Origin of the sequence: Sphingobium sp. C100, assembly GCF_000508185.1 — a bacterium.
In the GTDB taxonomy this organism is placed as follows: Bacteria; Pseudomonadota; Alphaproteobacteria; order Sphingomonadales; family Sphingomonadaceae; genus Sphingobium.
Map to the genome: position 1 here is coordinate 24,983 of NZ_AYOY01000147.1, position 22,536 is coordinate 47,518.

The window sequence follows — 22,536 nt, forward strand, 5'->3', positions numbered from 1 at the left end:
CGATACCCCAAGCCGATCTTGAGGCGATCGAGGCTGCTGTCGGGCAGCACGAAGGTGGTGCATCGGCTGCGCAAATTGCCGAGGCGCTCGTCAATCCTGGTGCGCGCCGCACCCTTCAATATCGCCTTCGCGCGCTCGTCGATGCCGGTCGATTGCGGCTCAGCGGCGACGGCCGCGCTGCGCGCTACCATCTCGGCGGTGAAGCAGTCCCCCAAGCGGAAGCGGCAAACATCGTCCCCTTGTCGCCAGAGGGCCAGGCGCTTCTCGCCTACGTTCGTCAGCCGGTCGCAATGCGACAACCGGTCGGCTATGACCGCGCCTTTCTCGACAGCTACCGGCCGAACGAAACCTATTATCTCACCCAAGAGCATCGCGACCATCTGGCCACGGTCGGCAAGCCGCAGATCGAGGCCGCAGCCGCAGGGACCTACGCGAAGCAAATCCTGAACAGGCTGCTGATCGACCTAGCCTGGAACTCCAGCCGGCTCGAGGGTAACACCTATTCGCTGCTGGACACCCGGCGGCTGCTGGATTTCGGTGAGGCTGCCGAGGGCCGCGGGCCGCTCGAAGCGCAGATGATCCTCAATCACAAGGACGCGATCGAGTTTCTCGTCGCCAACGCCGACGACATAGGGTTCAATCGCTATACCATCCTCAACCTGCACGCGCTCCTGGCCAACAACCTGCTGGCCGATCCGGCTGCGGTCGGACGGCTGCGGCACATCATTGTCGGTATCGACGGTTCGGCATTCCATCCGCTGGAGGTGCCCGGCCTGATCGAGGAATGCTTCGATCAGCTCCTGGCCACAGCGGCGGCGATCAATGACCCGTTCGAGCAGGCGTTCTTTGTCATGGTTCAGCTGCCCTACCTTCAACCCTTCGATGACGTGAACAAGCGTGTCTCCCGTCTTGCCGCGAATATGCCGATGATCAGGGCCAACCTCGCGCCGCTGTCCTTCACCGACGTTCCCGGTGATCTCTACACGCGCGCGACGCTGGGGGTTTACGAGCGAAACGACGTCACCCTGCTGCGTGATGTCTTTCTATGGGCTTATGAGCGATCGGCTGCCCGGTACGCGGCTGTTCGCCAATCGCTGGGCGAACCGGACCCCTTCCGCTTGCGCTATCGCGAGCGCTTGCGCGACATCGTTCGAGATGTGGTGCGCGGTCCGATGGACCGAAAAACAGCGCGCGCGCATCTGGCGGCAACCGCGCGTGACGATATTCCAGCAGCGGATCAGGAGCAATTCATCGAAGTCGCAGAGACGGAACTGCTCGGTCTGCATGAGGGCAATTTCGCGCGCTACCAGGTCCGCCCGTCGGAATTCGCGGTGTGGCGCTTGATCTGGAGCCCGGCATGACTGTTCCGACGATCCTGCGCTTAAAGATTGACCGCTTTCGCGGACTGAAAGCGATCGATTGGTCGCCGAGCCCTGGCCTCAATCTGATCCTCGGCGGCGGCGACGTCGGCAAGACGACCATTCTCGACGCGATCGCGCTCCTATTGAGCCCCGTCAATCCGGCCAATCTGCCGGATACCGACTTTTATGGAAGGGAAATCGAGCCGGGATTTTCGATCGAAGCGGTCCTATCGTTGCCGGCGACCATCGGTATCCACACCCAGCTCAAGCCTTCCTGGCCTTGGGACTGGACCGGCACCGATGCGATTGCCCCCAGTCTTGAGGGCGATGCACCGGTCGACAGCAAGCCGGTTTACCGCGTGCGGGTTCGGGGGACGGAAGATCTCGAGCTCTATTATGAGATCATTCAGCCGGATGGGACTGCCGATCATTTCCCGGTTTCTCTGCGCCGGCAGATCGGGCTGGTTCGGCTTGGCGGCGACGATCGCAACGATCGCGATCTGCGCCTTGTGCAGGGTTCCGCGCTCGACCGGCTGCTCTCCGACAAGGGGCTGCGATCGCGGATGGCGAGCACTTTGGCCGACCACGCCATCAAGGATGAACTCGCCGATAGCGCCAAAGCGTCGCTCGCCGACCTCGATAAGGCGTTCGCGGCACGCAGTCTTCCCAGCGGACTCGATCTCCAGATCACCGGCGGGCAAGGCGCTTCGATTGCATCAATGGTGGGGCTGACCGCGCAGCGCGGGGCCATGACGCTGCCGTTGGCAAGCTGGGGCGCCGGCACGCGGCGCCTCTCCGCCTTGGCGATCGCCGAACAGAATCAAAGCGAGACGCCCATCACCGTCGTCGATGAAGTCGAGCGTGGGTTGGAGCCTTATCGCCAGCGCGTGCTCATGGACAAGCTCCAGGAGATGGCGACCCAGGCTTTCGTAACGACACATAGCCCCGCGACGATCAGCGCCGCCACCAAGGCGACCCTGTGGTACGTCGATCATGAGGGACATATCGGCGCGATCAAGGGGAAGGTCACCGAGCAGCATCGTGCACGTGATCCCGAGCTGTTTCTGAGCCGGATTGCAATCGTGGCGGAAGGTGCGACTGAGTGCGGTGCGGTTCGATCGCTTGTCGGGCGGGCGCTCGGCGGCGCGCTGGCGCCGCATGGCGTCCATGTCTGCGATGGTGGCGGTCATGAATCGACCCTCGGGCTGTTGCAGGCGCTTGCGAAAAGCGGGTTGCGCTTCGGCGGGTTCGTCGATGAGGAAGGCAAGCATGCTGACAGCTGGGCAACGCTAAAATCTCATCTCGGCGCGCTACTGTTCCGCTGGGAGAAAGGCTGCATCGAGGAGGAGATCGTCACTGCAGCGGCGGACAATCAGCTCGATCAGCTGATCATCGACCCGTCAGGCGAAAAGACCGGGACGCGGCTCTATACCCTTGCGATGCGGCTTGGCATCGAGACGAAGGATCTGGCTTCGATCCGCGCGGCCGCGGGCGGCGGGCTGCGGCCGCTGATCCTGGAAGCGGCACTCGGAAAAGTCCCCGCGGGCAAGGAAGACGACAAAAAGTCCTACAAGAGCCAAAGCCAGGCCTGGTTCAAAACTGTCGCTGGAGGCCGAGAACTCATCGACAAGATGTTTGCGCTGGGACTCTGGCCAGGATTCAGGCCACGGCTACTGCCATTTTGCAATGCGGTGCGGGACGCGGTTGGGCTCGATGGCCTGTCCGACCTGAGCGCATGAGCGACGCGTCGGTCGCGACCGCGCTTCGGTCGGCGGCGTCACTCGTCGTGATCGAGGCCCCCGCTGGATGCGGAAAGACGCATCAGGGCGCTGCCTATGCGCGGGATATCGCCAGCTCGAAGGCCAACCGGCTGCTCATCATAACCCACACCCATGCGGCATGCGGTGTCTTTGCCGAGCGCACGGCGGGTCTCGGCCGGCATGTTGAAATCCGTACGATTGATAGCGTGATTGCACAGATCGGCGCGGCCTATCATGCGGGCCTTGGCCTACCGGCTGACATCGCAACCTGGACCCGGCGCACGAAAGATGGTCACAAAGTCCTGGCGGCGCGTTTGGCACAGCTGTTGGCACGCTATCCGATCGTCGCGAGCGCTCTCGCCGTCCGCTACCCTACGATCATTTGCGATGAACATCAGGATTCTAGCGCCGATCAGCACGCGATTGTGATGGCGCTGCTCCATCAAGGCGCGAAGGTGCGGATCTTTGGTGATCCCATGCAGCATATCTATAAGGACGACGCTTCGGTCGGCGCGTCACCGCCCTGCGACTGGGACACCTTGGTCGGGCAGGCCGATGCCCACGCCGATCTCGATACGCCGCATCGCTGGTCCAATGGATGCGGTGATCTTGGGAATTGGACGCTGTCGGCGCGCGCGACGCTCAAGGCTGGCGGGCGCATTGACCTGACGCGTGATCTGCCAGCAAGCGTCAGCGTCGCCTTCGTCGAAAATGTTGCACAGCATCCCCAAGGCTATCAGCTCAGCGATGCCAAATCGGTTTATGGCGCCGAGAAGAAGTCGAACTCTCTCCTCATTCTGGCACGCCACAATCATGTCGTGCGAGCCTGCCGCGGCATGTTCGGGCGCCGCCTGCCGATGTGGGAAGGACATACACGCCGAGCCCTTGAGGTGCTCGTCGATGCGGTGCGCGACGCGAACGCCCAACCGGGCAAGATCGCCGCCGCCGTAGTCGCCTTCATCGGCGCGATCGGGAAGGGGTTCAGCCCCTCGGCGTTTGGCAATCGATTCGAGCAAGAAGCGCGAGAACTGTGCACCAAATCCTCCCGCGGAAAAACGGCGACAATTCAGGAGTTAGCCAAATATATTGTCGACCAGCCCGATCATCGCGGCGTTGCCGCGATGCTACGCCGCCTTGCCGAACTCAGGGCTTCCGACACCGGTTTCAGCGATATCGCGTTTGACCACCATAGTGAATATTGGGACGCGATCCGGCTTGGCGGCTTCGATGATCTTGAAGCCGGCCTCGCCGAAATCACGAACCGTCGCACTTACTCCCGGCCCCATCCGCCGGCGAAGGCGATCAGTACGATCCACAAGGCCAAGGGCCTCGAATGCGGCGGCGTGATACTGCTCGGAGGAGACGTGAAGAGCTTCCCGGAGAAGCCCGACGCGCGTTGCCTCCTCTACGTCGCTCTGAGCCGGGCCAAGGACAGGCTCCACATCGTGGCGTCTCGAACGACGCCTAGCCCCTTGTTCATAGTGTAAGGGCACGGCGATGACGCTCTATCTGACCAAAACCTGGGGATTCAGTTCTCCATCCGGGCCGCTGCAATTCAGTACCAATGGCTGGCGAACCAACGCGCGGAATGCCCTAAAATCTGGTGATATGGTGTTAATTGTCGGAACAAAGGGCTCCGAGACCGACGAAGACGAGCAAGGCCGCATTCTTGGTCTGATGGAACCCACCAAACACGTCGTCAGCTCGCTAGACTATGATTTGATCCGCGGGCCGCAGGACCTCGATGCGGCCGGCAACTATAAGTGGCCTTTTGGCCTCGAGTTGATCCGCGCATGGCGGTTCGACGACCCTCGGCCGCTCCTGACGGACCTGACATCCCGGCGGTTCAACATGGACTCGGCACAAGGGATCGTGCCGCTCGAACCAAGCGAGGAAGCATCGATCCTCGCGCTGCCGAGATCCGAAGTCGGCCTGCTCAGCGCGATCGCCGCCCGTGCTCGAGTCGAAGGCGCCGATGTCGCGCGGCGTAAGGCCGCGCCCCCGCCGACCACTGCGCGAACCGGCATCATGCACATGCGCCGGGCGCCCGCATTTACCTATGCGATGGAAATACAGGGTGCGAAGCAACCGGCGATCAAGATTGGCTGGGCGTTCGACTGGGCGCAGCGCGAGCGCGGCTTCAATCATGCCGCCATGCCCGCGATCGGCGGGCTTCGCTACAAGACCCGACTTCACCAGTTGTTTCCGACCGCGAGGGACGCCTTTCGGATGGAGCAATGGATTCTCAAGCGTTTCGATCACCGGCGCCACGCCAACAATGTGGAGATCGTTACACCCCTCACGCTGGCTGAATTGCAGAGCGCCTGGACCGACTATCTCGTAATGGCTCGGCGAGAAGCCCGGTAGTCGCGCATGAGGAAAAGCCCAGAAGACCCGTCCTGGACGGCACCGCGCACGGGCATGGACTGGCGTGATGATGTTGTGCTGCTGGCGACAGCCTGGCTGGCGGAGCTCGCCAACGGTCGCACATGGGCGGCCCGGATCGCAGCCACGCGAGACCGCTTCCTATTGGCAAAGACGGAATGGGGCGAAGGCCGGATGGTCCCGCTTTATGACCCCAAGGACACCGCTGCGTGGTATGTTTTTCAGGCGAATGCCTATGCGGCCGACCGGCTGAACTGGGTTCCGGAAGAAGCCGTGCGCATGGTGCCAACCTTCACGCGGATCGGGGAAGAACTCCCGAAGCTGCTTGAGATACCGGGTGCTGAAGCTCGGGCGGCGCGGCTTATGAATGCAGATCGATCGCAGCCCGACGGGGGGCTGTTTGAGCTGCTTGTGGCCCTCGCTTATCGCCGTGCCGGCTGGGACACGCGATTCGTGACGGAGCGACCAGGCATCGCGAAAACCCCCGATCTCTTCGTTTCGAAGGGACGGCGGCGCTGGGCGGTCGAGTGTAAACGAATGGACCGGTCGAGCTATCAGTCGCGAGAAAAGGCGCGCGGCGAGATGCTCGCGAACGCGGTCCACGCGCTGGCGCTGGCCAATGGCCGTTCAATTGCCATGACAGTCGTGATCGATGCGGAACTCGCGGATTTACCAGATGATTATCTTGTTCGAAGGGCCGCCTCATATTTCGAACACCCGCGTAACGCTGTGTGGGCCGACGAAGCGGGCATGGGCGTCATCGAGGAGATCGATTGGTCGCTCGCCCGGCGCGTTCTCGCTGTCGATGATGTCTATTTCGGCTCGAGCCGCATGATCGAACTGCTCTTGGGCGGCTATGACCATGACTTCTCGCACACGATGGCCGGCCAATGGCGTCCCGCGCCTGAACGGCCATTTTGGGCCAGTGCGCTGTACCAAGCGAGCGTTGTCAGCTGGCGGAATGTTTCGATCCCCGCAATCAGGAAGAAGGCGCGCCACTTCCGCTCGGTGGTTGCCGGCGCCACGAAACAGCTGCCAAAAGACCGTCCGGGCGTGGTGCATGTCGGGGTCGAAAGCTGGAGCGGCGGCGATGTCGACGGCGCACGTCATATCTTCAACAAGCTTGAAATGCTCGATTTCGATCCTGTCGATACCCGGCTTCGGTGGGTTTATGGCGAGTATATCGCGCCCGAGGTAACGACGAGGTCAGACGAATCATGGGCGATAGAGGAAACGTCAGCTTCATATCGTGTGGGGCGGCACGGCACGGCCGAGCCGCTGCCTAACCACATGCTGCTGACCCCCGAACATAGTATCAAGCATGGCGTGCATTGGGATCCGGTGAGTCAGCGTCCACTGAAGCGCTTTTGACTTGCGCGGCCCCGCCCTTCTCGGCCGCCTTGATTCCAGCCTGAAAAGCCCACTCCATGGCGCGCGCAATTTCGCCGTTAGTGTCTGAGTTGAAGCCGTATTTGGTTCTTTCGGCCTTTCCAACAGTGATGTGCTTTGCGACACGCCGAAACGCTTCCTTGCGCAATCCCGTTGCCGCGGATTCAATAGACGTTGGCCCTAGAACCCACTGCGCAACCTCTTGTGGAGGAAGTTGCTTCATTCGAATGTACAAGGGATGATCCTTGATGCTGCTCACCCAAGCGCCCTTCTAAAACGTTGACACTCACGATCAGCCGGAGTTCATCAGCCTAGATAACAGTTTTCACGATCCCAGCGGATGGCCTCGCTCGTTGGCGGCGCGGATCCCGGTCGAGGTTCAGCTATCGCATGACACTGCATGGCGTAACAACGTACCCCATTAACAAAATCGGCCTTCAACCTTTCACTCACCGCCAACACGTGATGTTGGGTAACGGGCGATACGGGAGACATCGCGCTTGGGAATCATCAACTGCTCCGGATTATATCGAGTTCGTCGGGCTCGACGTTGAGTCGGATGCGCCATCGGGCCAGCATCCGGCCCTCATTGGGAAACAACGGATCGAGCCGCTGATAGGTCGGGGTCAGCCGCGCACGCAACGGCTCAAATGCCGCTGCGTCAGCCAGCCCGTAAAATTCCAGCAGATAGCCCAGGCGGCGTATCACCGCGCCAACGCCGAGGCGAAGCGCGTAGTCGATCATCAGTTCGACCCGCAGCGTATCGCGCTTCATCCAGAGTCCCTTGGCGATCTCTGTGACGCCACCGACATATTGCGGATGGTCGAGACCATCGATGATGGACCGCTCGGGATCGCTGACCCGGACCTGCTCTTCGGATGTAATCCAGATCTCGGTCAGGCCGAAGAAAGCCTGCGGCTTGACGTCGACGAAGCGGAACTCATACCCGCGGATGTGCTGCGGGCGCAGGCGTTTGGCGCAGGAGACGACGATGGCCAACTGCGGTTGGGTGACCATGCGGTGCAGTTCGAGAGCGCTGCCGTGGGAGATGAAATAGGGCGCGTCCCCAACCAGCGTTCTTGCGATGAGGTATGGATCGCTAACATGCTCGGTGTCGCGGCCCCGCTCGAATGGCACCAGATTGTAGAGCCCGGGCTTTAGGCGCGTGACGATCCCGCGCGCTTCGGTGTTCGCGATGAGGCTGCGTGCCGATGATGGGCTCAGACCTGTGATCTCGGTGACGTCCGCGAGCGAAAAAATCGGCTGACGGCGCTCGTTCAGTTCGACGATCAGCTGGGCGGCACGAGGTCCAAGCGTCTTGAGATTATATCCTTCGCGCAATTTGAGCCTCTGTGAGCGATGTCCTGCGCGTTCGATATAACGGTAATTATACTATCTGGCAAGATCGTCGCTCGTAGCAGGACGAATCGCGCACACAGTATACGTTCCGACATGCTTGGGGTTGGGCCGCTAGCGGTTTATCAATCATGATAAATGTTCGGCACAGCCGAACAAAAGTGGCGGTTCTTAAACCAGTAGCCGATCGCCTGAGCCATATGTCGCAGAGGGGCTATGGCACAAAAGACAGATTCCCGGTCACCGGGACCGGCTGCGTTCCTGGGGCTTGGGCTCGCGACCTGGACGAGGGATGGGGGGCGTGGCTGGGTCACGGCTGCGGACTATATCCTGCCTGACGCTGGGGGAGGCATCCTTGACCATTGCCGGTCGGATGTTCCGTCCCGCCGCGATATGCGCATCAAGCTGTGTGCGGGCGACTGTCATCACCCGCGCAACCGCCTCGGGATTGTCGAATAACGTCCGTCGGATCACTGCTTCCATCACGCGCATCTGGCTGTCGGCCGCACGATCGTTCGGCGTGTTGCCACGATCGCCGCGCCGGGCATCCGGCCGTTCCGAACCATTGCCGTCGTGCTGGCGGTTCATCGCGGTTGATCCACGGCCGACATCGACGTCACGGGCTACCATGGGCGCGATGGTATTACGGCTCGTCTCCCCGCGCAGCCGATCAAGCTCCTGGAGATCGCGATCGTTGGGCTTGTAGCCACGTACCTCGAGGCCTTTTTGACTGGCCTCGATCCAGACCGATCGCCGAAATTCTTCCGATCCCGTGACGTGAATCCGATCCCAATTGCGGTGTTGTGCGATCGCCACCAGATCCTTGACGACCTCCTGACTCTCCGTTGCTGTGACCAGGCGCCGCCCCTGATCGCGAAACGCGGGATCCTTTGCTTGCGCCGTCGTGAAAAAGGCAGGCTCGCCCGACCATTTTGCCATGTCGGCATAATAGCGCTTCCGCACGCTATCCGGCACATCGCCCGCCTCGACGGAATGCACCTTGGGCGCACGTCGTGACGCACCGATAGCGCCGGCATGACCAGGTGCTTCGGTAGGACCATCCTTTGGTCCCCTGGGCGAGGACTTTTCCGGCGCAGCCGCCCCAGGTGCTGGCGTCTTGCGCCGTTCGGCGTCGTCGATGCCAACGCTGTTCGCAATGGTCCGAGCCGGACCGGATTGCTTGGAATCATTCTCTGCCATGGTCATGCCTCTCGGTCATAAATTCTGAAGATGAGGCGCCGGCGCCAACGGGCTCGAGAACGGCCCGGGCCGCCATCGCCGTGACAAAGGCGATAGCCGCCTGTTCGTCGCCGGGCGGTGGTAGATCCACCATGTCGCCCAAAACCAACATGTCATCGGTGATTTCGGCAAAGCCCGAGAGTTCGTCACCGGTGAGCGCGCGCATGACAGGTTCCGTCCGCTCTGCCGGCGCGGCTGCTTGGCCGTCGTTCAACAGAGCAGCTCTCTTCGCGCTAAGGGCCTGCGCCAAAGGATCACTGCTGCTCGCCTCGCCTGCCAATTTGGCGGTGGCCGACACTGTGTTGATCGCGATCGGACGGGGCGCGACCTTGGGCGGGTCACTGATCCGGCTCGTGAAGCGCTTCGAGCGGAAATACTCGATCTTGCGGCCCCTGACGGGTGGAATGCCGCCGCGCATCAGTAGAAGCTCGCTCTTGGGCATCTGCATCAGCTCCTGCGGCATCATCAGCGCGCGGCGCTGGTCTGATTCTGATATGCTGCGATTGGCGAGCAGGCCATGAATCGTCCGGCTCTTCGATTTGACGTTCATCGTGAAATAGCCAAGCCTCTCGGAGAGTTCGTTGGCGACCTTCAACTCCTTGGGCGTGAACACGATCTCCAGTCCGCAATTGGCGATGATCTCGTCGGTGACATCCACGCCATAGATGCCGCGGGGCTGGGACCGGCTCTGGATGACCGGCAACAGGCGAAGCCCGTAGCCTGCCACGTAGGAAAACGCTGACGCGATAACCGGCGCCTTGCCGAGGCGGGCGAACTCGTCGAGCAGAATGAGCACCGGCACGCGGCCGCCATTCTCAGGCAGTTCCCGCGTATTCAAATCGATCAGCTGCTGTAGAAACAGATTATAGACCGGAGCAATGCGGTCGATATTGTCGGGCGACACCCCAAGATAGATCGATATCCGCTCGCGCCGGACCTGACGCAGATCGAAATCGGTCTCCGACGTCGCGGCGTCGACATAGGGATTGAGCCACAGATTGAGCTTCGAAGTGATCGTCTGTTTGATACCGGAGAAGGTGTTGTCCGACGCGGAGGTGAAGTCGCTCAGCGCCGAGACACAGGCCTGGCTCAGCCGCTGTCCGCGCTTCTGCGCCTCCTCGACGACCTTGGGCAGTTCGACCTTGGGGTCGCCCGTCGTCAGTCGCCTATAGATTTCGCCAATCGTGAAGGGGAGGGCGGGATTGGCCGCGACGAGCGCACCGACGCCGACAAAAGCGGCGCGCGCGGCTTCCGCCCAGAACGGATCAGCCTTTTCCGGGGCCGGAAACAGCATGCCGCCGATTTTCTGCAGTTCGTTGATCACATCGGTGTCGTCGAGCCGGTCGATGAAGCTCAAGGGATTGTAGCGGGCGCTCCGGCCGTCGGGATCGAGCGGGTCGAACAGATAAACGGCCTGGCCATGCCGTGCCCGGAAACCTGCGGTAATGTCCCAATTCTCGCGCTTCACGTCGAGCACCACCACCGAGTCTGGCCAACTAAGAAGATTGGGGATCACCACGCCGACGCCCTTGCCGGCGCGCGTCGGTGCCTCGAGCAGGACATGCTCGGTGCCGCCGAAAACGAGATAGCGGCCGCCTTTCTGCCCGACGATGATCCCACTGTTGCTGCGCAGATGTTCGCGCCGGATTTCGCTTTCACGCGCAAACCGTGCCTCGCCATGGAGCGTGCGCCCACGCTTCAGGATGACGAGCAGGATGACGAAAGCGATGGCGCCACTGACCAACGCACCGCGCTCCAGCCACAGATGAAGCAGCGGATCGCCGCGGTAATACCAGAGCCAGGCGGGTATCGCCGAGATCTGCATATGCGGGCCGATCTGGTTCAGACCGACGAGGGCGACCAGCACCGCGCACAAGGCGCACGCCAAAAAGATTGCCGCAAGCATCCCCGCGACGATGGCGACCCTAGTGAGCGGTCGTGCGTCCGACAGCCGGATCAAAATACACCTCCTCGACTTCGAATTTTCCGGCGCGCTTGCGGGTTTGGACGACGACGTCGACGAGCATGTGCAACAGCCCGCGGATATCGTCGCGGGCCAGATCGCGTCCGCCCTCAGATTCCTTGACCAGCAACGTCAGCTGTTCGAACGCGCCCATCGCCGAACCGGCATGGACCGTCGTGATCGAACCCGGGTGCCCCGAATTCACATTGCGCAGGTAGAAGAAGGCGGTGCCGTCGCGCAGCTCCTGCAGGAGGATGCGATCGGGCCGCATGCGCAGCGCACTTTCGAGTAGCTGCTTGGGGCCGACCTTCGCCAAGCCCTGTCGCTCGCTCGAATAGACCATGTGCACGACATTGCGATGCTCGACCACGAGCTCGCGCGTATCCTCGATCGTGAGCAGCCGCTCGTCGGGCGGGATCAGCTGGATCAGCGCCTTGGCAAAGGTGGTCTTGCCCGAGCCGGTCGCGCCGCTCACCAGGATATTCTTGCGGGCGGCAACGGCCGTTCGAAAGAAAGCCGGCCAATCGCCGACATCGCGCTGCGCAATCAGCTGCGCATCGACTTCGCCAAGGCCTTGCGCAGCGGCGCGCGTGCTCGTGAACAGCCCCGAATCTGCGAGCTGGTCGATCGCGAGGGTTACGCGCGAAGGCTTGCGGACGGTGAAGGACGGCGCGCCAGTTGGTGTCACTGACGGAATGACGATCTGACAGCGCTCGCCCCCGGGCAAGATGGTCGAGCAGATCGGCGTCTCTGCATTCACGTCCTGCCGGGTGAAGCTTGCCGCTGCGACGGCGAGCGTCGCGAGCCATTCGCTATCGAGCTCGGCGACATTGTGCCAATGCCAGCCCAGATGGTCCTCAATGCCGACTTCGCCGGGCTTATTGATGACAAGCTCCGTCACCTCGACCGGCTCCAGCAGCGGCAGGATCGGTGCGAGATAATGGCGCAGGACTGCGGTATCGCTCATTCTCAGCGCCGCAACTCGAGATTGTAGACGTCGGCGAAGTTGAAGTCCTTGGCCACGAAGATCCCGACCTCCTCGCCCTGGTTCTTCTTCAGCACCGGACGGATGTTGATGCTGTTCTGGAGCGCGATGCTCGCCCCCTCGCTCGGCGTGCGCGTCGTGTTGTTGAAATTGTTGTTCCCGCCGGAGACGGATTGCCCTGCGATGTAGGCGGCGTCGTCGACCAGCGAGAGTAGCAGTGCGCTACCGAAGCGCGCCCAGAAGAAGGTGTCCACGGACCCTGCGATGCCTGCGCGGCCAAGGGCATCCGACCCCGGCGAAGCCAGGTCGATGCGCACGCCCTGCGGCGTGACGGCGCGCGTCCACAGCACGAACAGGCGGTTCTGCCCTTGCTGGATGCCGCCATGATATTCGCCGAGGACTTTGGTCCCCTTCTCCATCAGCACGACGCGGCCATTCTCCGAATACACGTCGCGCGGGATCAGGCATGAGGTGTAACCCGGCTGCGCCGAATTCATGGCGGTCTGCAGAATGCAGGGGATCAGCGTGCCGGCGGTGACGAGATAGTTGCGATTGGGCAGCATCGAGGCGCGTGCCTCGCCAACGGCCGAACTCTGACGAAGCGCATCGAGCGCATTGGGCGCGCTCCGGGCGGCCGGATCGGTCGAGCCGTCGCCAACTATGCCCGCATTGCCGGTGTCGGAGCCAGCCCCGTTAGAACCCGCTGGAGCTTGGAGCGCGTCGCGGCCGCCATAGGCGATCAAAGTTGAACGACGCGCCTGATCGGCCAGGTTCTGGCGCGTGTTGCGCGGTGCCGCCACTGGCTGCGCTCCAGGCTGTATCGCCGGTACGATCTGTCCATCCGGGCCAACGGTCGGCGGAGGATTGAGGACAGGCGCGTTGGGATCGGCACCCACGGCGCCGAGCGGCCTGGGTTTCGCTGCGACAGCATCATAAGCGACCGTTTCGCGCGCCGCGAGATCGGGTCGTTTGGCAATTGCCTCGGGCTTCCCCATCAAACTCGAGCCGGTCTTGCTCGGTCCCGAATTCACCCACAAAATGCCGAGCACCATCGCCGTCCCGGCGAAAATCAGGGCGGTATTCCGCTTTGCCGGCGTCATCCCCCCGATCGGGTCGATGCCGCGCTCGCGGATGATTTCGTCGCGTTCGGGTGTCGGATCGCCCTGCGGGCGACGAGGAGCCTCGGCCGCAATCTCGTCCATCGCACTCACTCCTTCGGGTCTTGTATGGTGCGCTCGACATGCGGCGATGCGGTGTTGGTGCCGTGATCGACGCCATAAGGTGTCGGCGCGAGGTTATAGATGCACAGCACCTCGCGGTTCCGGCGCAGACGCAGTTGGGCCGCCACGGCGTGGACGACCACGAACTCGTCGCGGACATCGAACGGGACCAAGGACTCCGAGCCGTCCGGTCGCACCAGATAGATCGCCGGGATTTCGTGGTTGCCGGGGAAGCGCATGACCGTGAACTGGCCGTTGTCGGAGATTTCCGACGGCTGTAGGTCGCTCGCACCCTGGACCTTGTAGTTCAGATTGCGCGGTCCATCGATGACGCCGTGGTCAAGGGCTCCCCGAACGGCACTCGCCTGCAGCGCGGCAACGCGCTGCGCCTCCTGGGTGGCGCGCATGCGCGCGGCACGATCGGCCTCATCGCGCGGGTAGCGAAACCGAACCTGGAAGAATGTGTCACGGCTCCCGCTGCCGATTGGTCCCCGGCGCGCGGTCAGCTCGAAGGCGTAGTTGCGCAGCTCGCCCCCGCGATTGGTCGTAACGATGAGGTTGGTCGGTCCCGCCCGCTCGCGGGGTTTCAGAAACAGGATATGACCGGCAACCGCCACTTCCCATGACACGGTGTCGCCGAGCGCGACATGTTCGATCGTCTCATCGGCGCCAAGCACCACCTGGGTCGCCGTGCGAAAAGTGCCAACGATGCGGTAGACCTGGGTCTCCTGATATTCGACGAACTTCACGCGCGGATCCGCCGGCCCACCGCGCGGGGTGTCCTCCGCCAGGGCGGGCGTCGCTATAATGGCGAGCAGGCTCACTATGGAGAGAACGCGGTTCATCGAACTACCTCGGGGTCCGCGCGGTAATTCTCGACCTGGAACCCCAATGGGTTGCGATAGCGGTCGCCCTCCGCCATCGGCGCATTCGTGTACCGGAAGGTGACGGTCGCGATCCAGTCGCTGCTCTGGGTGTCGGTGTCGGTCTGCACCGTCCGCGTGAAGCGGACGTTAGCAACACGATCGTTGATGAAGGCGATATTGCGCACGCGGGCCTGGACGACCGCGCCCTTGCCCCAGACGACCTGTGGGCTCGCGGCATTGTTCGAGCTGAAAAATCGGCCCCAGCGCTGCTGCTCGCCTGGTTCGGACAAGATGGTGACCGCCCGGAAATTCTCCTCGGCCGCCGCCGGCAACCAGCTTTCCCGCGTCCGGACATATTGCGCGAGGAAGAATTTCGTGACCGCCTCATCATAGCGCATCGGCTTCTGGGTGAGGGTAGTCTGCACATCAACCGCGCCCGTCGTCTGATTGACGCGAATGATGTACGGCATGACCGTCTTCAGCGGGGCAAGGCCCGCAAGTGCGAAGCCCTCCGCGGTCGCGGCAAGCAGCGCCAAGCCGGCCACGACCCAGGCGATGCGTTCGGATCGCAACGATTTGCGCTGACGGTCCTGATCCCAGGATCGGGCATGCCCGAAATAGAGTTCAGCGTCTTTTGCCGGCACGCCTTCGGTCTGGTTCCGCATGATCAGCAACTCCCAAAGGTGCCGGGGGTCGCGCGCGCGGACGTCTTCTCGGGAAGCGGGGCGGGAACAGGCGGGGGCGGAGTGCCGGCATCAACTGGCTGTTTGATCTGCGGCACGGGCGGCGGGGCAGGGGGTGCGACGATTGCCGGGAGCGGCGAACCCGGCAGAACGCTCCCGTAGATGTTCACCTCGCGCAGATGCTTGCCGTTGCAGACGGGCAACTTCTTCGGCCCCGATGCCCCGTGGGCAAGTGACGGGAGCAGGGCGATGATGAGCGCCGATCTATGGAGCACGCGGATTATGGTGGATGGCCTCGTCAAAGATTCCTCCTTCGTCATGCGCGGCTCACCGAACCGCCCTGCTGAGCGGCCTTTTCGAGATTGCGACTGTTGCGGGCGACGCGACGTTGCTGGAACGGCGCCGCCACGGTCCCCCACGCCGAGCCGGCAAAGGCACCGACACCGGCGGAAGCCCCGCCGGCTATGCCGGTTGCGATCGAGGGGGCCTGAAAGAAGAAGATTGTTCCCAGAAAGATATAGACGGCGAACAGTACCGCACCCAGCGCCGCGTCTCCGACACCTTCCGACGCAGTGATCGCGGTCGCACCAAGGTCGGTAATCAAGGCCGTGATGGCGATGATCACGGCCATCAGAACGATGAAGTTGAATGCCTGCCCGAGCCAGCCGTGGAACAGTCTGCGCGTAGTCTCAAAAAGAGAAAGCGCGATAAAGATCGGTCCGAGCGCGATGATGATGGCGAGCGCTACTTTCGCGAAAACCGTGATCGAGAACCCGATCGCCGCAGACAGTCCGGCGAGCGCTTTCAAACCGAGGCTCAGGACGTACAAGACAAGCTTATAGGGGTTGATATCGCTGTACGTTGCCGCCTCGGTCTCGATCCTCGCGATGATGACGTCACACTGGCTGAAATAGTCGTCGAACACGTTGCCAACGCTCGTGACAGTATGCCCCGCCAACGCCTGCGAGATCGCATCGGGCATGCCGTGGAATAGGGGGTTTGTTACCCACTCCGTGTAGGCGACCGTCGTGGCCGCAACGTAAAGCAAACATAGTTTTACCATTCGGTAGACCAGCTCGCCCCACGGCTCACTGATAATGCCGCGCATCACCATGTAGCCGAACAGCGCGATGTAGATGACCAATCCAAGCGCGAGTGGGCCGCGCACAACCTCGATGACATTGTTCAGTCGCTCGTTGAGGAACATGTCGAGCTTGCCGTCGATGTTCGTGTAAAGCGTGGTGAAGAGCCCGTCGGCCATCTCATGTTTCCATCACGGTCAATGGGCCGGCGACAGCGAGCGCAGCTTTTGATTGAGCGTCTTCACACTCTCTGCGTTCGAGCATTCCTGTGCGTCGCGATGCGTGCCATCGGCGCACGCCTTCAGGACTTCCGCGAGCTCTTGCGGGTGAGCTTTGAGGTAATCCTTTCCGCGGGCGGGGGGTTGGCACGCCACCAGAAACGCCGGGACCAAAAGCACAAATGCCCTGAAGATGGTTGCCTTCATTGATGAAGGCTCCCAAGCTTACTTGCTAAGATTTGCTCGCTCTCCTGCTGCGATCGAATGCGCTGCTCCGCCTGCTGCCTCATTGTAAGAGCCTGGAGTTGCACCGAGTCGTTCTGGATATGAGCATTTTCCACCCCGACACGGGCTTGAATATCCATCACGTCCTTCGCGTCAGACGCAGTGTCCAGCGACGAGCGCAGTTCCTCGAGACCCGTCGTTCGCTGGGCGGTGACGCCATATGCTGCCTCGGCAATCGCCGCGTCACGCGCTGCCATTTCGCCATTGCGGGAGATTGAATCGCGGCTTGAACGCTCGAAAGCGGTCGCGTCAGGGCGGAGCACAGGAAGATCGACCCGATAGTTGCTGCGAATCCGATCTGCGGAAGATCCAAGACTGCCGAGGCCTGTCGTGTCCGAAGACATAAGGCGCTGAATGTCCCGTGCTTCGCTTGGCAAGAGGTGACGAACGGCGTCGGTGTTCAGAGACGAGGCAATCTGATTGACGTTCGTCAGCTTGTTGACGCTGTTGAACATGTCGGTGGCCTGGGAAATCTGCTGCTTCCCCTGTTCGATCATCGACAGGGTGTTCTTCACCGTCGAGAGGGTCTGCAGGAACGTGCTGGAATCATAGACCGGGATGCCCTGCGCGAACGCCGGCACCGAGATCGCCAATCCGCCGACAACCGCCAGCGCTCGAATTGCTCTCATGACCTTATCCTTTCCTTCTGGTGGTGGCACGGCGGCGCTCGTGAAAGACGGGCAGCCATTGGCTGGGATCGTCGCCATGTTCGCGGCGAACCTGATCGAGGATTCCGACGGTTTCGGTGGTGCCCGAGAGCACGGCCAGCTCGTCGGACAGGCCGCCGAGATCCAGTTCCACCACGATCGAATCGTGACCCTGCTTGACCAGAAACCGCCGGCTTTCGGGGATTAGATCGTTTCTGATGAGCTTGAACTCGGCGCGGGTGAGCCCGAGTCCATCGATATAATCAACCTCCCGGCCATGGGGGTTGGGCAAGAGGATCTTGGTGGCGACCTGCTCCATGATGCTATGCGAGATGTCCGATCGCAGAGCGTCAGCCGGGCTTTGCGTCCCGAACACCAGAAAGGCATTCTGCTTTCGGTAGGTCTTCAGACCGTCCTGCGCGAAGGCGCGGAACGCATCATCGCCCAGCGCCTTCCAGAACTCGTCGATATCGATCACGAGGCGACGGCCATCGAGCAGCGCATCGATCCGATGGAACATGTACATCATCAGCGGCGTGCGGATCTCGGGATTGTCCAGAAAATCCGTCATGTCGAAACCGATGAATCGGGCTTCGAGAGTCAACTCATCCCGGTCATTGTCGAACACCCAACCAAGTGCGCCGCCGCGCGACCATTTCTCAAGCCGAGCGCCTATCCCTTCCGGATCGCGCTGTCCGAGCAATTGACGAAGCGCAAGAATGGACCGCTCCTCCGGGGGAAGGCGTCCGATCGAGAGTATGCCCTCATCGATCATCCGCTCCTGCGTGACGCCCAGCTGGACGCCCGATGGAGTCACCAGATGCCGGATCAGCCTGCCGAGGAAGACGATGTTGCCCGGGGTCTGCTCAAGCGCGCGGAGCGGCGCAAACCCGGTCGGCACCCCATTGCGCAGCGCCAGATAGGTGCCGCCGGATGACCGCACATAGATCTCGGCCCCTCGGTCCTTGTCGATGAAGATCTGCTGCGCGCCGGTTTTCTCCAGCTGCGCCATCAGGAAATTCTGGACGACGGTTTTGCCGCCGCCCGACGGCCCGATGATCAGCGTGTGGCCAAGATCGTTCACATGGAAGTTGAAATAGAAGGGAGACTGGGCCGCGGTCTTCATCAACGCGATCGCGGCGCCCCAGTGATTGCCATCGGGCTTGCCGGCAGGGAAAGTGTGGAACGGGGAAAGCGCGGCAAAATTGCGTGACGTGATCGCCGCTGGCCGCGCACGCCATGCGAAGTTGCCAGGAAGCTGCGACCAGAAGGCGGCCTCCAGCGCCGGACCCTCCCGAGCGGCTACCAGACCCGCGTCGGCAAGGGCGGCCCGTGCGGTCGAGAGATTTTCGGCCAGGCGTTTTTGATTTTCACCGAAAACCGCGAGCGAGAAATGATGCTCGCCCAGGACGAACCGATTGCTCTGCAGATCGTCGGCCGCGTCGGCCAGTTCGAGCGCCTGGCTTGCAGCGGCATCCTCCGTCGAGGCCATCTGGTTCTGGCGACGGCGCAAGCGCTCGGAGGCCCGAGCCTTGCCCATGAACGCAAAGGACTGCGTCACGACGAACGCGAGATCTTGGCTGAGGAGCGCGTTCATCTGACCTGGCCGCGTCATGGCCGGATATTCGCGGATGCCGAACAGGCCGACGAACCGGCTCGTATCATGCGCCCGTACCTCGACCGTCTCGCGGCCGAAGATCACGCGTTCCCCATAGATGGCGGAGCCGAGATGACCGCGGACTAAGGGCACCCTGCCAGCACGGCCCATCATCACCAGTTCGAGCACCTCAAGCGGCTGCGAGAACATCAGGCCATTGTGCTCGTACAGGTGCAGGCGTTGGGGCCGGCAGCGTGCGAGGAGCTTCTCAATGTCACGCGCCTTATCCTCAAAGCGGGCAAGCTCGTCCTCATCGACTTCGGTCCCCTCTTTGCGCGCCGATGCCAGGCGTCGAAGCAGTACGCCGGTACGATCAGCCGATCCGACCGACGGCCGCATGATGAGGGTCAGGTAGAGTTCGTTGACGAACATGCGCTTGGCGGTCACCCGCGCGCGGTATTTTGCATCGAGATCGGCCGCAAAGGCTGAGCGAAACTCGCCTTCGGGATAGTCCGTGATCGGCCGGCGGACGATATGGGTCCAGATCGCGAGGCGGTCGTCGGCGATATTGCGCAGCGTGCCGTTGAGCTTTTCGTGCCAGTCGTTGAGATGGATTGGGTCGGCCGTCTCGAATGCGAGGCCGTCGAGCTTGAACATCATCATGAGGTCGCGCCCGTCGAGCGCAATGACGCTGTCGTCGATATGACGCGCATACGGGAGATAGCGCGCGGGGTCGGCCTCTTGTCTGAGGATCCGCCACGGCGTCCGGGCGGCAGCGCCGCCCAACGAACTGGCCCGGCTAGCCATGTGCAAAGCCCCGGCGTTTCGCCCCATCGACCGGCAGGGGCGAGTAGGAGCTTCCGCCCCACCATCCCCGATTGCGGCAGCGTGCTTTTGTCATTGTCCAGAGCCACAGGAGGCGGAAAGCGTTCGCATCGTGCCGCACGATCAGCCTGGCTATGGCCAGAAAGGCCCCAGCTAGGGCGAAGGCGTAAAGCGGGTTCCCGGTGATGATGAGCGTCAGGCACGCCGCCAGCGCGATCGGCAGCGATGCTTCGATCGGAACGCCCAACCACATCGTCGGCCGGGTCACGGCCAGGAAGAGCGTTTCTTCCCTAAGCTTTTCGTCGTCCATCCCAGCGCACTCACGCGCCGCCAGTGATGGTATCGACGATCCACTGCGCGCTGAACACGATGAAGATGCCGACGATGACGGTGACCAGGAGGCCCAGGCTCGCCCGTCCGGTGAAGAACATGAAACCCACGATGACGACGGCGATCACTGCGATCGTTTTCGCAAAAGTACCGGTCAGCCAGGTCTTGATGTTCTCGGCCATCGAGGTGACGCCGTCGGCCGCTTGAGCATGGGCCGGATCGGTGAGCAGGAGCGACACCGCAATGACCGCGATAAACAGCGCCATATACTGCACGAAAGAGCGCCGGCGCGGCGTCAACCATATTTTGGAATTGGTCGCTAAGGCAGTCATTCGGCTTGTCCTTTCGGTGAACTGTTGGATGCTCCCCCAAAGACCATCAATGATGCCGTCTGCGCCCCCGCAGTGGTGTCCCATGCCTCTTGGACGCGCGGCGTGCGAACGCCCGCCGAAGGCTGCGCGACTGTGGGTTCCGGCTTCACTGGCGCGGGCAAAGCGGCGGGTTCTGGGATCGCTTGGCGCCTGATCGCCGGCACGACGACACTCGACGACGCATAGACGCGGCCGACATAGCCATTTCCGAACCCGCGCGAACGACTGCCCGTATTGTACATCGACATGGCGGTCGCGATGGCCACCTCTGTGGAAGGGCTGGAGCGCACAACGTTCAGATAGTTAGAAGCCAGCACGCGTGCAGCTGCGGCGAGATTACGGCAGGGATCGAAAGCGTCATCGACCGACAGGCCAAGCCACCTGAGATTTGCGCTGTTGATTTGCCCTAGGCCAAGATCGATGTTGTAACCGCGGGCAATGAGCGATCGCGCGGCTGCGGCGGCCGACACCCGATCGCTGGGATTGGGTGCGGCAACACCCTTCGCATTCACGCCGATGGCGTAGGGGTTGAAATGACTTTCGGTGTGGACGACCGACACAAGCGTTTCGACCGCAACCGATGGTGCGCATTGCTGCGCCAGTCCGACCACGGTTGCGAGCTCAAGGATCACTGTGGTGTGGCCCCTCGTTCGCTGAGAGACGCTGGCAAGCTTTCGATATTCGCAAGCGAATAGGATTGCTGCCGCCCGTCGGTGAACGTCACCACCACCCGGCGCCGCGAAGCGGAATCGCGATCATAGACCTTGGTCTTCGCCACGCCACCACCGGAGCAGCCGGGGAATGAACCGCCCAATGCCAGACGCTCCCAGAGCTTCACCATAGGTGGCACGCAGGCGGGGTACTGGGTCGCACCGCCCGGGTTCGAGAGGCAAAGCAAAACCTGGCAGCCCAGATCGTTGGCGGACGCAGGAGCCCCCTGGGCGGACATCGCCACGATCGGCACGGCAAGGGCAAGGCGCAGGCGCTGCATCTGATTTCTCCGCTTTTCAGCGCCGCTGCATTAAAATGCGCCGACCACTCTCCGTTGAAAATCACCTCTCTTTTGAACCCGGTGGGGCAATTTCGGGCAATCCCCCCACAAGGGGGGGGGAGGTAGAAGGTCGTGCAAGACGGCAGGAATGCAGGGCGGCGTCGATCGCCAGCCACCTCTTGAGCCTCAAGTCGGAGAGACCTGAAGCGCCTATTCGCTATCGTGGGGAGCGACGCTTCTAGACGAGCGCGTCGATGTTCAGATGTCCGTCGCGGACCGCGCGAAGCACGAGCTGGGTCCGGCGACGCACGCCATACCGCCGGCGCGCACCTTCGACATATTCATGGACAGTGTCGCGGCTCAGGCCCAGAATCTGTCCGATTTCCCAGTCGCTCTTGCCCTGTGCCACCAGATCAATGCAGTCGATCTGGCGCGGGCTGAGCGCTATCGGGACGTTTGCCAGTTCATCGGGACCGAGAAGGGCTCGAGCCTGGTCGAACGCAACCGTGCCAATCAATCGGGCAGAGAGAAGGTCCGGGCCTGAGATCGTCTCGTCGCCTTGCCGGGCTACTGTAAACATCGCGTCAGGCTCATCGCGCATCCTGATCGGCATAGTAAACCCAGATGCCAGTCCATGCGCGCGACCCCGTTCAAGGATCGAAAGCTGGCGGGCATTGGGCGCGATATAATCGCCGATTTGATCCCAAGTGAGCCCGGACACGGTCTTGGCACAGGCGACGTGGACGGGATCGTCAAGATGGAGGCGCGCGTCTCTCACCTCCTCGACCCAGCGCGCCGGATAGGTCGTTATCAGCAGGGCTTTTCGGGTGGTGCGTTTCAGGTCGGCATTGTGCACCAATGCGAACCAGCGGAATCCGAACTGGCGCACAATCGCATAGAGCAAGGATTTGAGCTGATCGAGCGTCGTCGCCTGCCGACATTCGGCTTCGAATGCGGTGATTTCGCCCAAGCGGCCGGCATCT

General features: G+C 62.1%; 22 protein-coding genes. 5 read left to right on the forward strand and 17 right to left on the reverse strand.

Going from position 1 to position 22,536, the window contains the following annotated elements:
* The first annotated feature begins 152 nt into the window (after positions 1-152).
* Genes C100_RS0124765 through C100_RS36810 form a run of 5 tightly spaced genes read left to right on the forward strand, consistent with a single transcriptional unit; the run spans position 153 to position 6,877 of the window.
* Positions 153-1,361, forward strand: coding sequence for a Fic family protein (locus tag C100_RS0124765; protein WP_235219079.1), 1,209 nt, complete (start codon positions 153-155; stop codon positions 1,359-1,361).
* Positions 1,334-3,100: an ATP-dependent nuclease gene (locus C100_RS36795; protein ID WP_024020086.1), complete on the forward strand. Its 1,767-nt coding sequence runs from the start codon at positions 1,334-1,336 to the stop codon at positions 3,098-3,100. The genes C100_RS0124765 and C100_RS36795 overlap by 28 nt, the downstream gene beginning before the upstream one ends.
* On the forward strand, positions 3,097-4,608 hold the full coding sequence (locus tag C100_RS36800; RefSeq protein WP_024020087.1) for a UvrD-helicase domain-containing protein: 1,512 nt from the start codon (positions 3,097-3,099) through the stop codon (positions 4,606-4,608). The genes C100_RS36795 and C100_RS36800 overlap by 4 nt, the downstream gene beginning before the upstream one ends.
* Positions 4,609-4,618: 10 nt before the next feature.
* A complete protein-coding gene (locus C100_RS36805; protein ID WP_024020088.1) occupies positions 4,619-5,488 on the forward strand; it encodes a hypothetical protein in 870 nt (289 codons plus the stop codon).
* Between the two features lie 54 nt (positions 5,489-5,542).
* Entirely contained in the window at positions 5,543-6,877 is a 1,335-nt protein-coding gene (locus C100_RS36810) for a hypothetical protein (RefSeq protein WP_052028299.1), read from the forward strand.
* Here the strand turns inward: C100_RS36810 and C100_RS48305 are convergent.
* The 17 genes from C100_RS48305 to C100_RS36895 all read right to left on the reverse strand — a co-directional run.
* Positions 6,822-7,154, reverse strand: coding sequence for a hypothetical protein (locus tag C100_RS48305; RefSeq protein ID WP_152536465.1), 333 nt, complete (start codon positions 7,152-7,154; stop codon positions 6,822-6,824). The genes C100_RS36810 and C100_RS48305 overlap by 56 nt on opposite strands.
* Before the next feature lie 251 nt (positions 7,155-7,405).
* On the reverse strand, positions 7,406-8,236 hold the full coding sequence (locus C100_RS36815; RefSeq protein WP_024020090.1) for a type IV toxin-antitoxin system AbiEi family antitoxin domain-containing protein: 831 nt from the start codon (positions 8,234-8,236) through the stop codon (positions 7,406-7,408).
* A gap of 255 nt (positions 8,237-8,491) precedes the next feature.
* Positions 8,492-9,190 (reverse strand): LPD7 domain-containing protein, encoded by a 699-nt coding sequence (locus tag C100_RS36820; protein ID WP_235219080.1) that lies wholly within the window; start codon positions 9,188-9,190, stop codon positions 8,492-8,494.
* 247 nt (positions 9,191-9,437) lie between these two features.
* Positions 9,438-11,396 carry a type IV secretory system conjugative DNA transfer family protein gene (locus tag C100_RS36825; RefSeq protein WP_037530501.1) on the reverse strand — a complete coding sequence of 653 codons (1,959 nt, stop codon included), beginning with the start codon at positions 11,394-11,396 and terminating at the stop codon, positions 9,438-9,440.
* A gap of 19 nt (positions 11,397-11,415) precedes the next feature.
* Complete coding sequence (gene virB11 / locus C100_RS36830) at positions 11,416-12,420, reverse strand: P-type DNA transfer ATPase VirB11 (protein ID WP_024020093.1); 1,005 nt, start codon at positions 12,418-12,420, stop codon at positions 11,416-11,418.
* Positions 12,421-12,422: 2 nt separating this feature from the next.
* On the reverse strand, positions 12,423-13,640 hold the full coding sequence (gene virB10, locus C100_RS36835; RefSeq protein WP_024020094.1) for a type IV secretion system protein VirB10: 1,218 nt from the start codon (positions 13,638-13,640) through the stop codon (positions 12,423-12,425).
* 5 nt (positions 13,641-13,645) lie between these two features.
* Positions 13,646-14,503, reverse strand: a complete 858-nt coding sequence (virB9, locus tag C100_RS36840) for a P-type conjugative transfer protein VirB9 (RefSeq protein WP_024020095.1) — start codon at positions 14,501-14,503, stop codon at positions 13,646-13,648.
* The gene (locus C100_RS36845) at positions 14,500-15,189 is read right to left on the reverse strand and encodes a virB8 family protein (protein ID WP_031309544.1); all 690 of its coding nucleotides are present in this window, start codon (positions 15,187-15,189) and stop codon (positions 14,500-14,502) included. Before C100_RS36845 ends, virB9 begins: the two co-directional genes overlap by 4 nt.
* A 334-nt stretch (positions 15,190-15,523) precedes the next feature.
* The gene (locus C100_RS36855) at positions 15,524-16,468 is read right to left on the reverse strand and encodes a type IV secretion system protein (protein WP_024020098.1); all 945 of its coding nucleotides are present in this window, start codon (positions 16,466-16,468) and stop codon (positions 15,524-15,526) included.
* Positions 16,469-16,486: 18 nt separating this feature from the next.
* On the reverse strand, positions 16,487-16,714 hold the full coding sequence (locus C100_RS36860; RefSeq protein ID WP_024020099.1) for an EexN family lipoprotein: 228 nt from the start codon (positions 16,712-16,714) through the stop codon (positions 16,487-16,489).
* Entirely contained in the window at positions 16,711-17,421 is a 711-nt protein-coding gene (locus C100_RS36865; protein ID WP_024020100.1) for a type IV secretion system protein, read from the reverse strand. The genes C100_RS36860 and C100_RS36865 overlap by 4 nt, the downstream gene beginning before the upstream one ends.
* A gap of 4 nt (positions 17,422-17,425) precedes the next feature.
* On the reverse strand, positions 17,426-19,843 hold the full coding sequence (locus C100_RS36870; protein WP_024020101.1) for a VirB4 family type IV secretion/conjugal transfer ATPase: 2,418 nt from the start codon (positions 19,841-19,843) through the stop codon (positions 17,426-17,428).
* Positions 19,836-20,171: a type IV secretion system protein VirB3 gene (locus tag C100_RS36875; protein ID WP_024020102.1), complete on the reverse strand. Its 336-nt coding sequence runs from the start codon at positions 20,169-20,171 to the stop codon at positions 19,836-19,838. The genes C100_RS36870 and C100_RS36875 overlap by 8 nt, the downstream gene beginning before the upstream one ends.
* 10 nt (positions 20,172-20,181) lie before the next feature.
* Complete coding sequence (locus C100_RS36880) at positions 20,182-20,457, reverse strand: TrbC/VirB2 family protein (RefSeq protein ID WP_235219081.1); 276 nt, start codon at positions 20,455-20,457, stop codon at positions 20,182-20,184.
* A gap of 62 nt (positions 20,458-20,519) precedes the next feature.
* Entirely contained in the window at positions 20,520-21,194 is a 675-nt protein-coding gene (locus C100_RS36885) for a lytic transglycosylase domain-containing protein (protein WP_024020104.1), read from the reverse strand.
* Positions 21,191-21,553 (reverse strand): hypothetical protein, encoded by a 363-nt coding sequence (locus C100_RS36890; protein WP_024020105.1) that lies wholly within the window; start codon positions 21,551-21,553, stop codon positions 21,191-21,193. The genes C100_RS36885 and C100_RS36890 overlap by 4 nt, the downstream gene beginning before the upstream one ends.
* Before the next feature lie 238 nt (positions 21,554-21,791).
* Positions 21,792-22,536, reverse strand: a 745-nt coding sequence (locus C100_RS36895; RefSeq protein ID WP_024020106.1) for an autoinducer binding domain-containing protein, incomplete at its 5' end; no start/stop codon positions are given.

What these genes read in the sequence shown, in the direction of transcription:
- C100_RS36800 (WP_024020087.1), top strand. Translation starts at nt 3,097, where the DNA reads ATGAGCGACGCGTCGGTCGCGACCGCGCTTCGGTCGGCGGCGTCACTC.
- C100_RS36805 (WP_024020088.1), top strand. Translation starts at nt 4,619, where the DNA reads ATGACGCTCTATCTGACCAAAACCTGGGGATTCAGTTCTCCATCCGGG.
- C100_RS36810 (WP_052028299.1), top strand. Translation starts at nt 5,543, where the DNA reads ATGGACTGGCGTGATGATGTTGTGCTGCTGGCGACAGCCTGGCTGGCG.
- C100_RS36820 (WP_235219080.1), bottom strand. Translation starts at nt 9,190, where the DNA reads ATGGCAAAATGGTCGGGCGAGCCTGCCTTTTTCACGACGGCGCAAGCA.
- C100_RS36825 (WP_037530501.1), bottom strand. Translation starts at nt 11,396, where the DNA reads ATGCTTGCGGCAATCTTTTTGGCGTGCGCCTTGTGCGCGGTGCTGGTC.
- virB11 (WP_024020093.1), bottom strand. Translation starts at nt 12,420, where the DNA reads ATGAGCGATACCGCAGTCCTGCGCCATTATCTCGCACCGATCCTGCCG.
- virB10 (WP_024020094.1), bottom strand. Translation starts at nt 13,640, where the DNA reads ATGGACGAGATTGCGGCCGAGGCTCCTCGTCGCCCGCAGGGCGATCCG.
- virB9 (WP_024020095.1), bottom strand. Translation starts at nt 14,503, where the DNA reads ATGAACCGCGTTCTCTCCATAGTGAGCCTGCTCGCCATTATAGCGACG.
- C100_RS36845 (WP_031309544.1), bottom strand. Translation starts at nt 15,189, where the DNA reads ATGCGGAACCAGACCGAAGGCGTGCCGGCAAAAGACGCTGAACTCTAT.
- C100_RS36855 (WP_024020098.1), bottom strand. Translation starts at nt 16,468, where the DNA reads ATGGCCGACGGGCTCTTCACCACGCTTTACACGAACATCGACGGCAAG.
- C100_RS36860 (WP_024020099.1), bottom strand. Translation starts at nt 16,714, where the DNA reads ATGAAGGCAACCATCTTCAGGGCATTTGTGCTTTTGGTCCCGGCGTTT.
- C100_RS36865 (WP_024020100.1), bottom strand. Translation starts at nt 17,421, where the DNA reads ATGAGAGCAATTCGAGCGCTGGCGGTTGTCGGCGGATTGGCGATCTCG.
- C100_RS36870 (WP_024020101.1), bottom strand. Translation starts at nt 19,843, where the DNA reads ATGGCTAGCCGGGCCAGTTCGTTGGGCGGCGCTGCCGCCCGGACGCCG.
- C100_RS36875 (WP_024020102.1), bottom strand. Translation starts at nt 20,171, where the DNA reads ATGGACGACGAAAAGCTTAGGGAAGAAACGCTCTTCCTGGCCGTGACC.
- C100_RS36880 (WP_235219081.1), bottom strand. Translation starts at nt 20,457, where the DNA reads ATGGCGCTGTTTATCGCGGTCATTGCGGTGTCGCTCCTGCTCACCGAT.
- C100_RS36890 (WP_024020105.1), bottom strand. Translation starts at nt 21,553, where the DNA reads ATGCAGCGCCTGCGCCTTGCCCTTGCCGTGCCGATCGTGGCGATGTCC.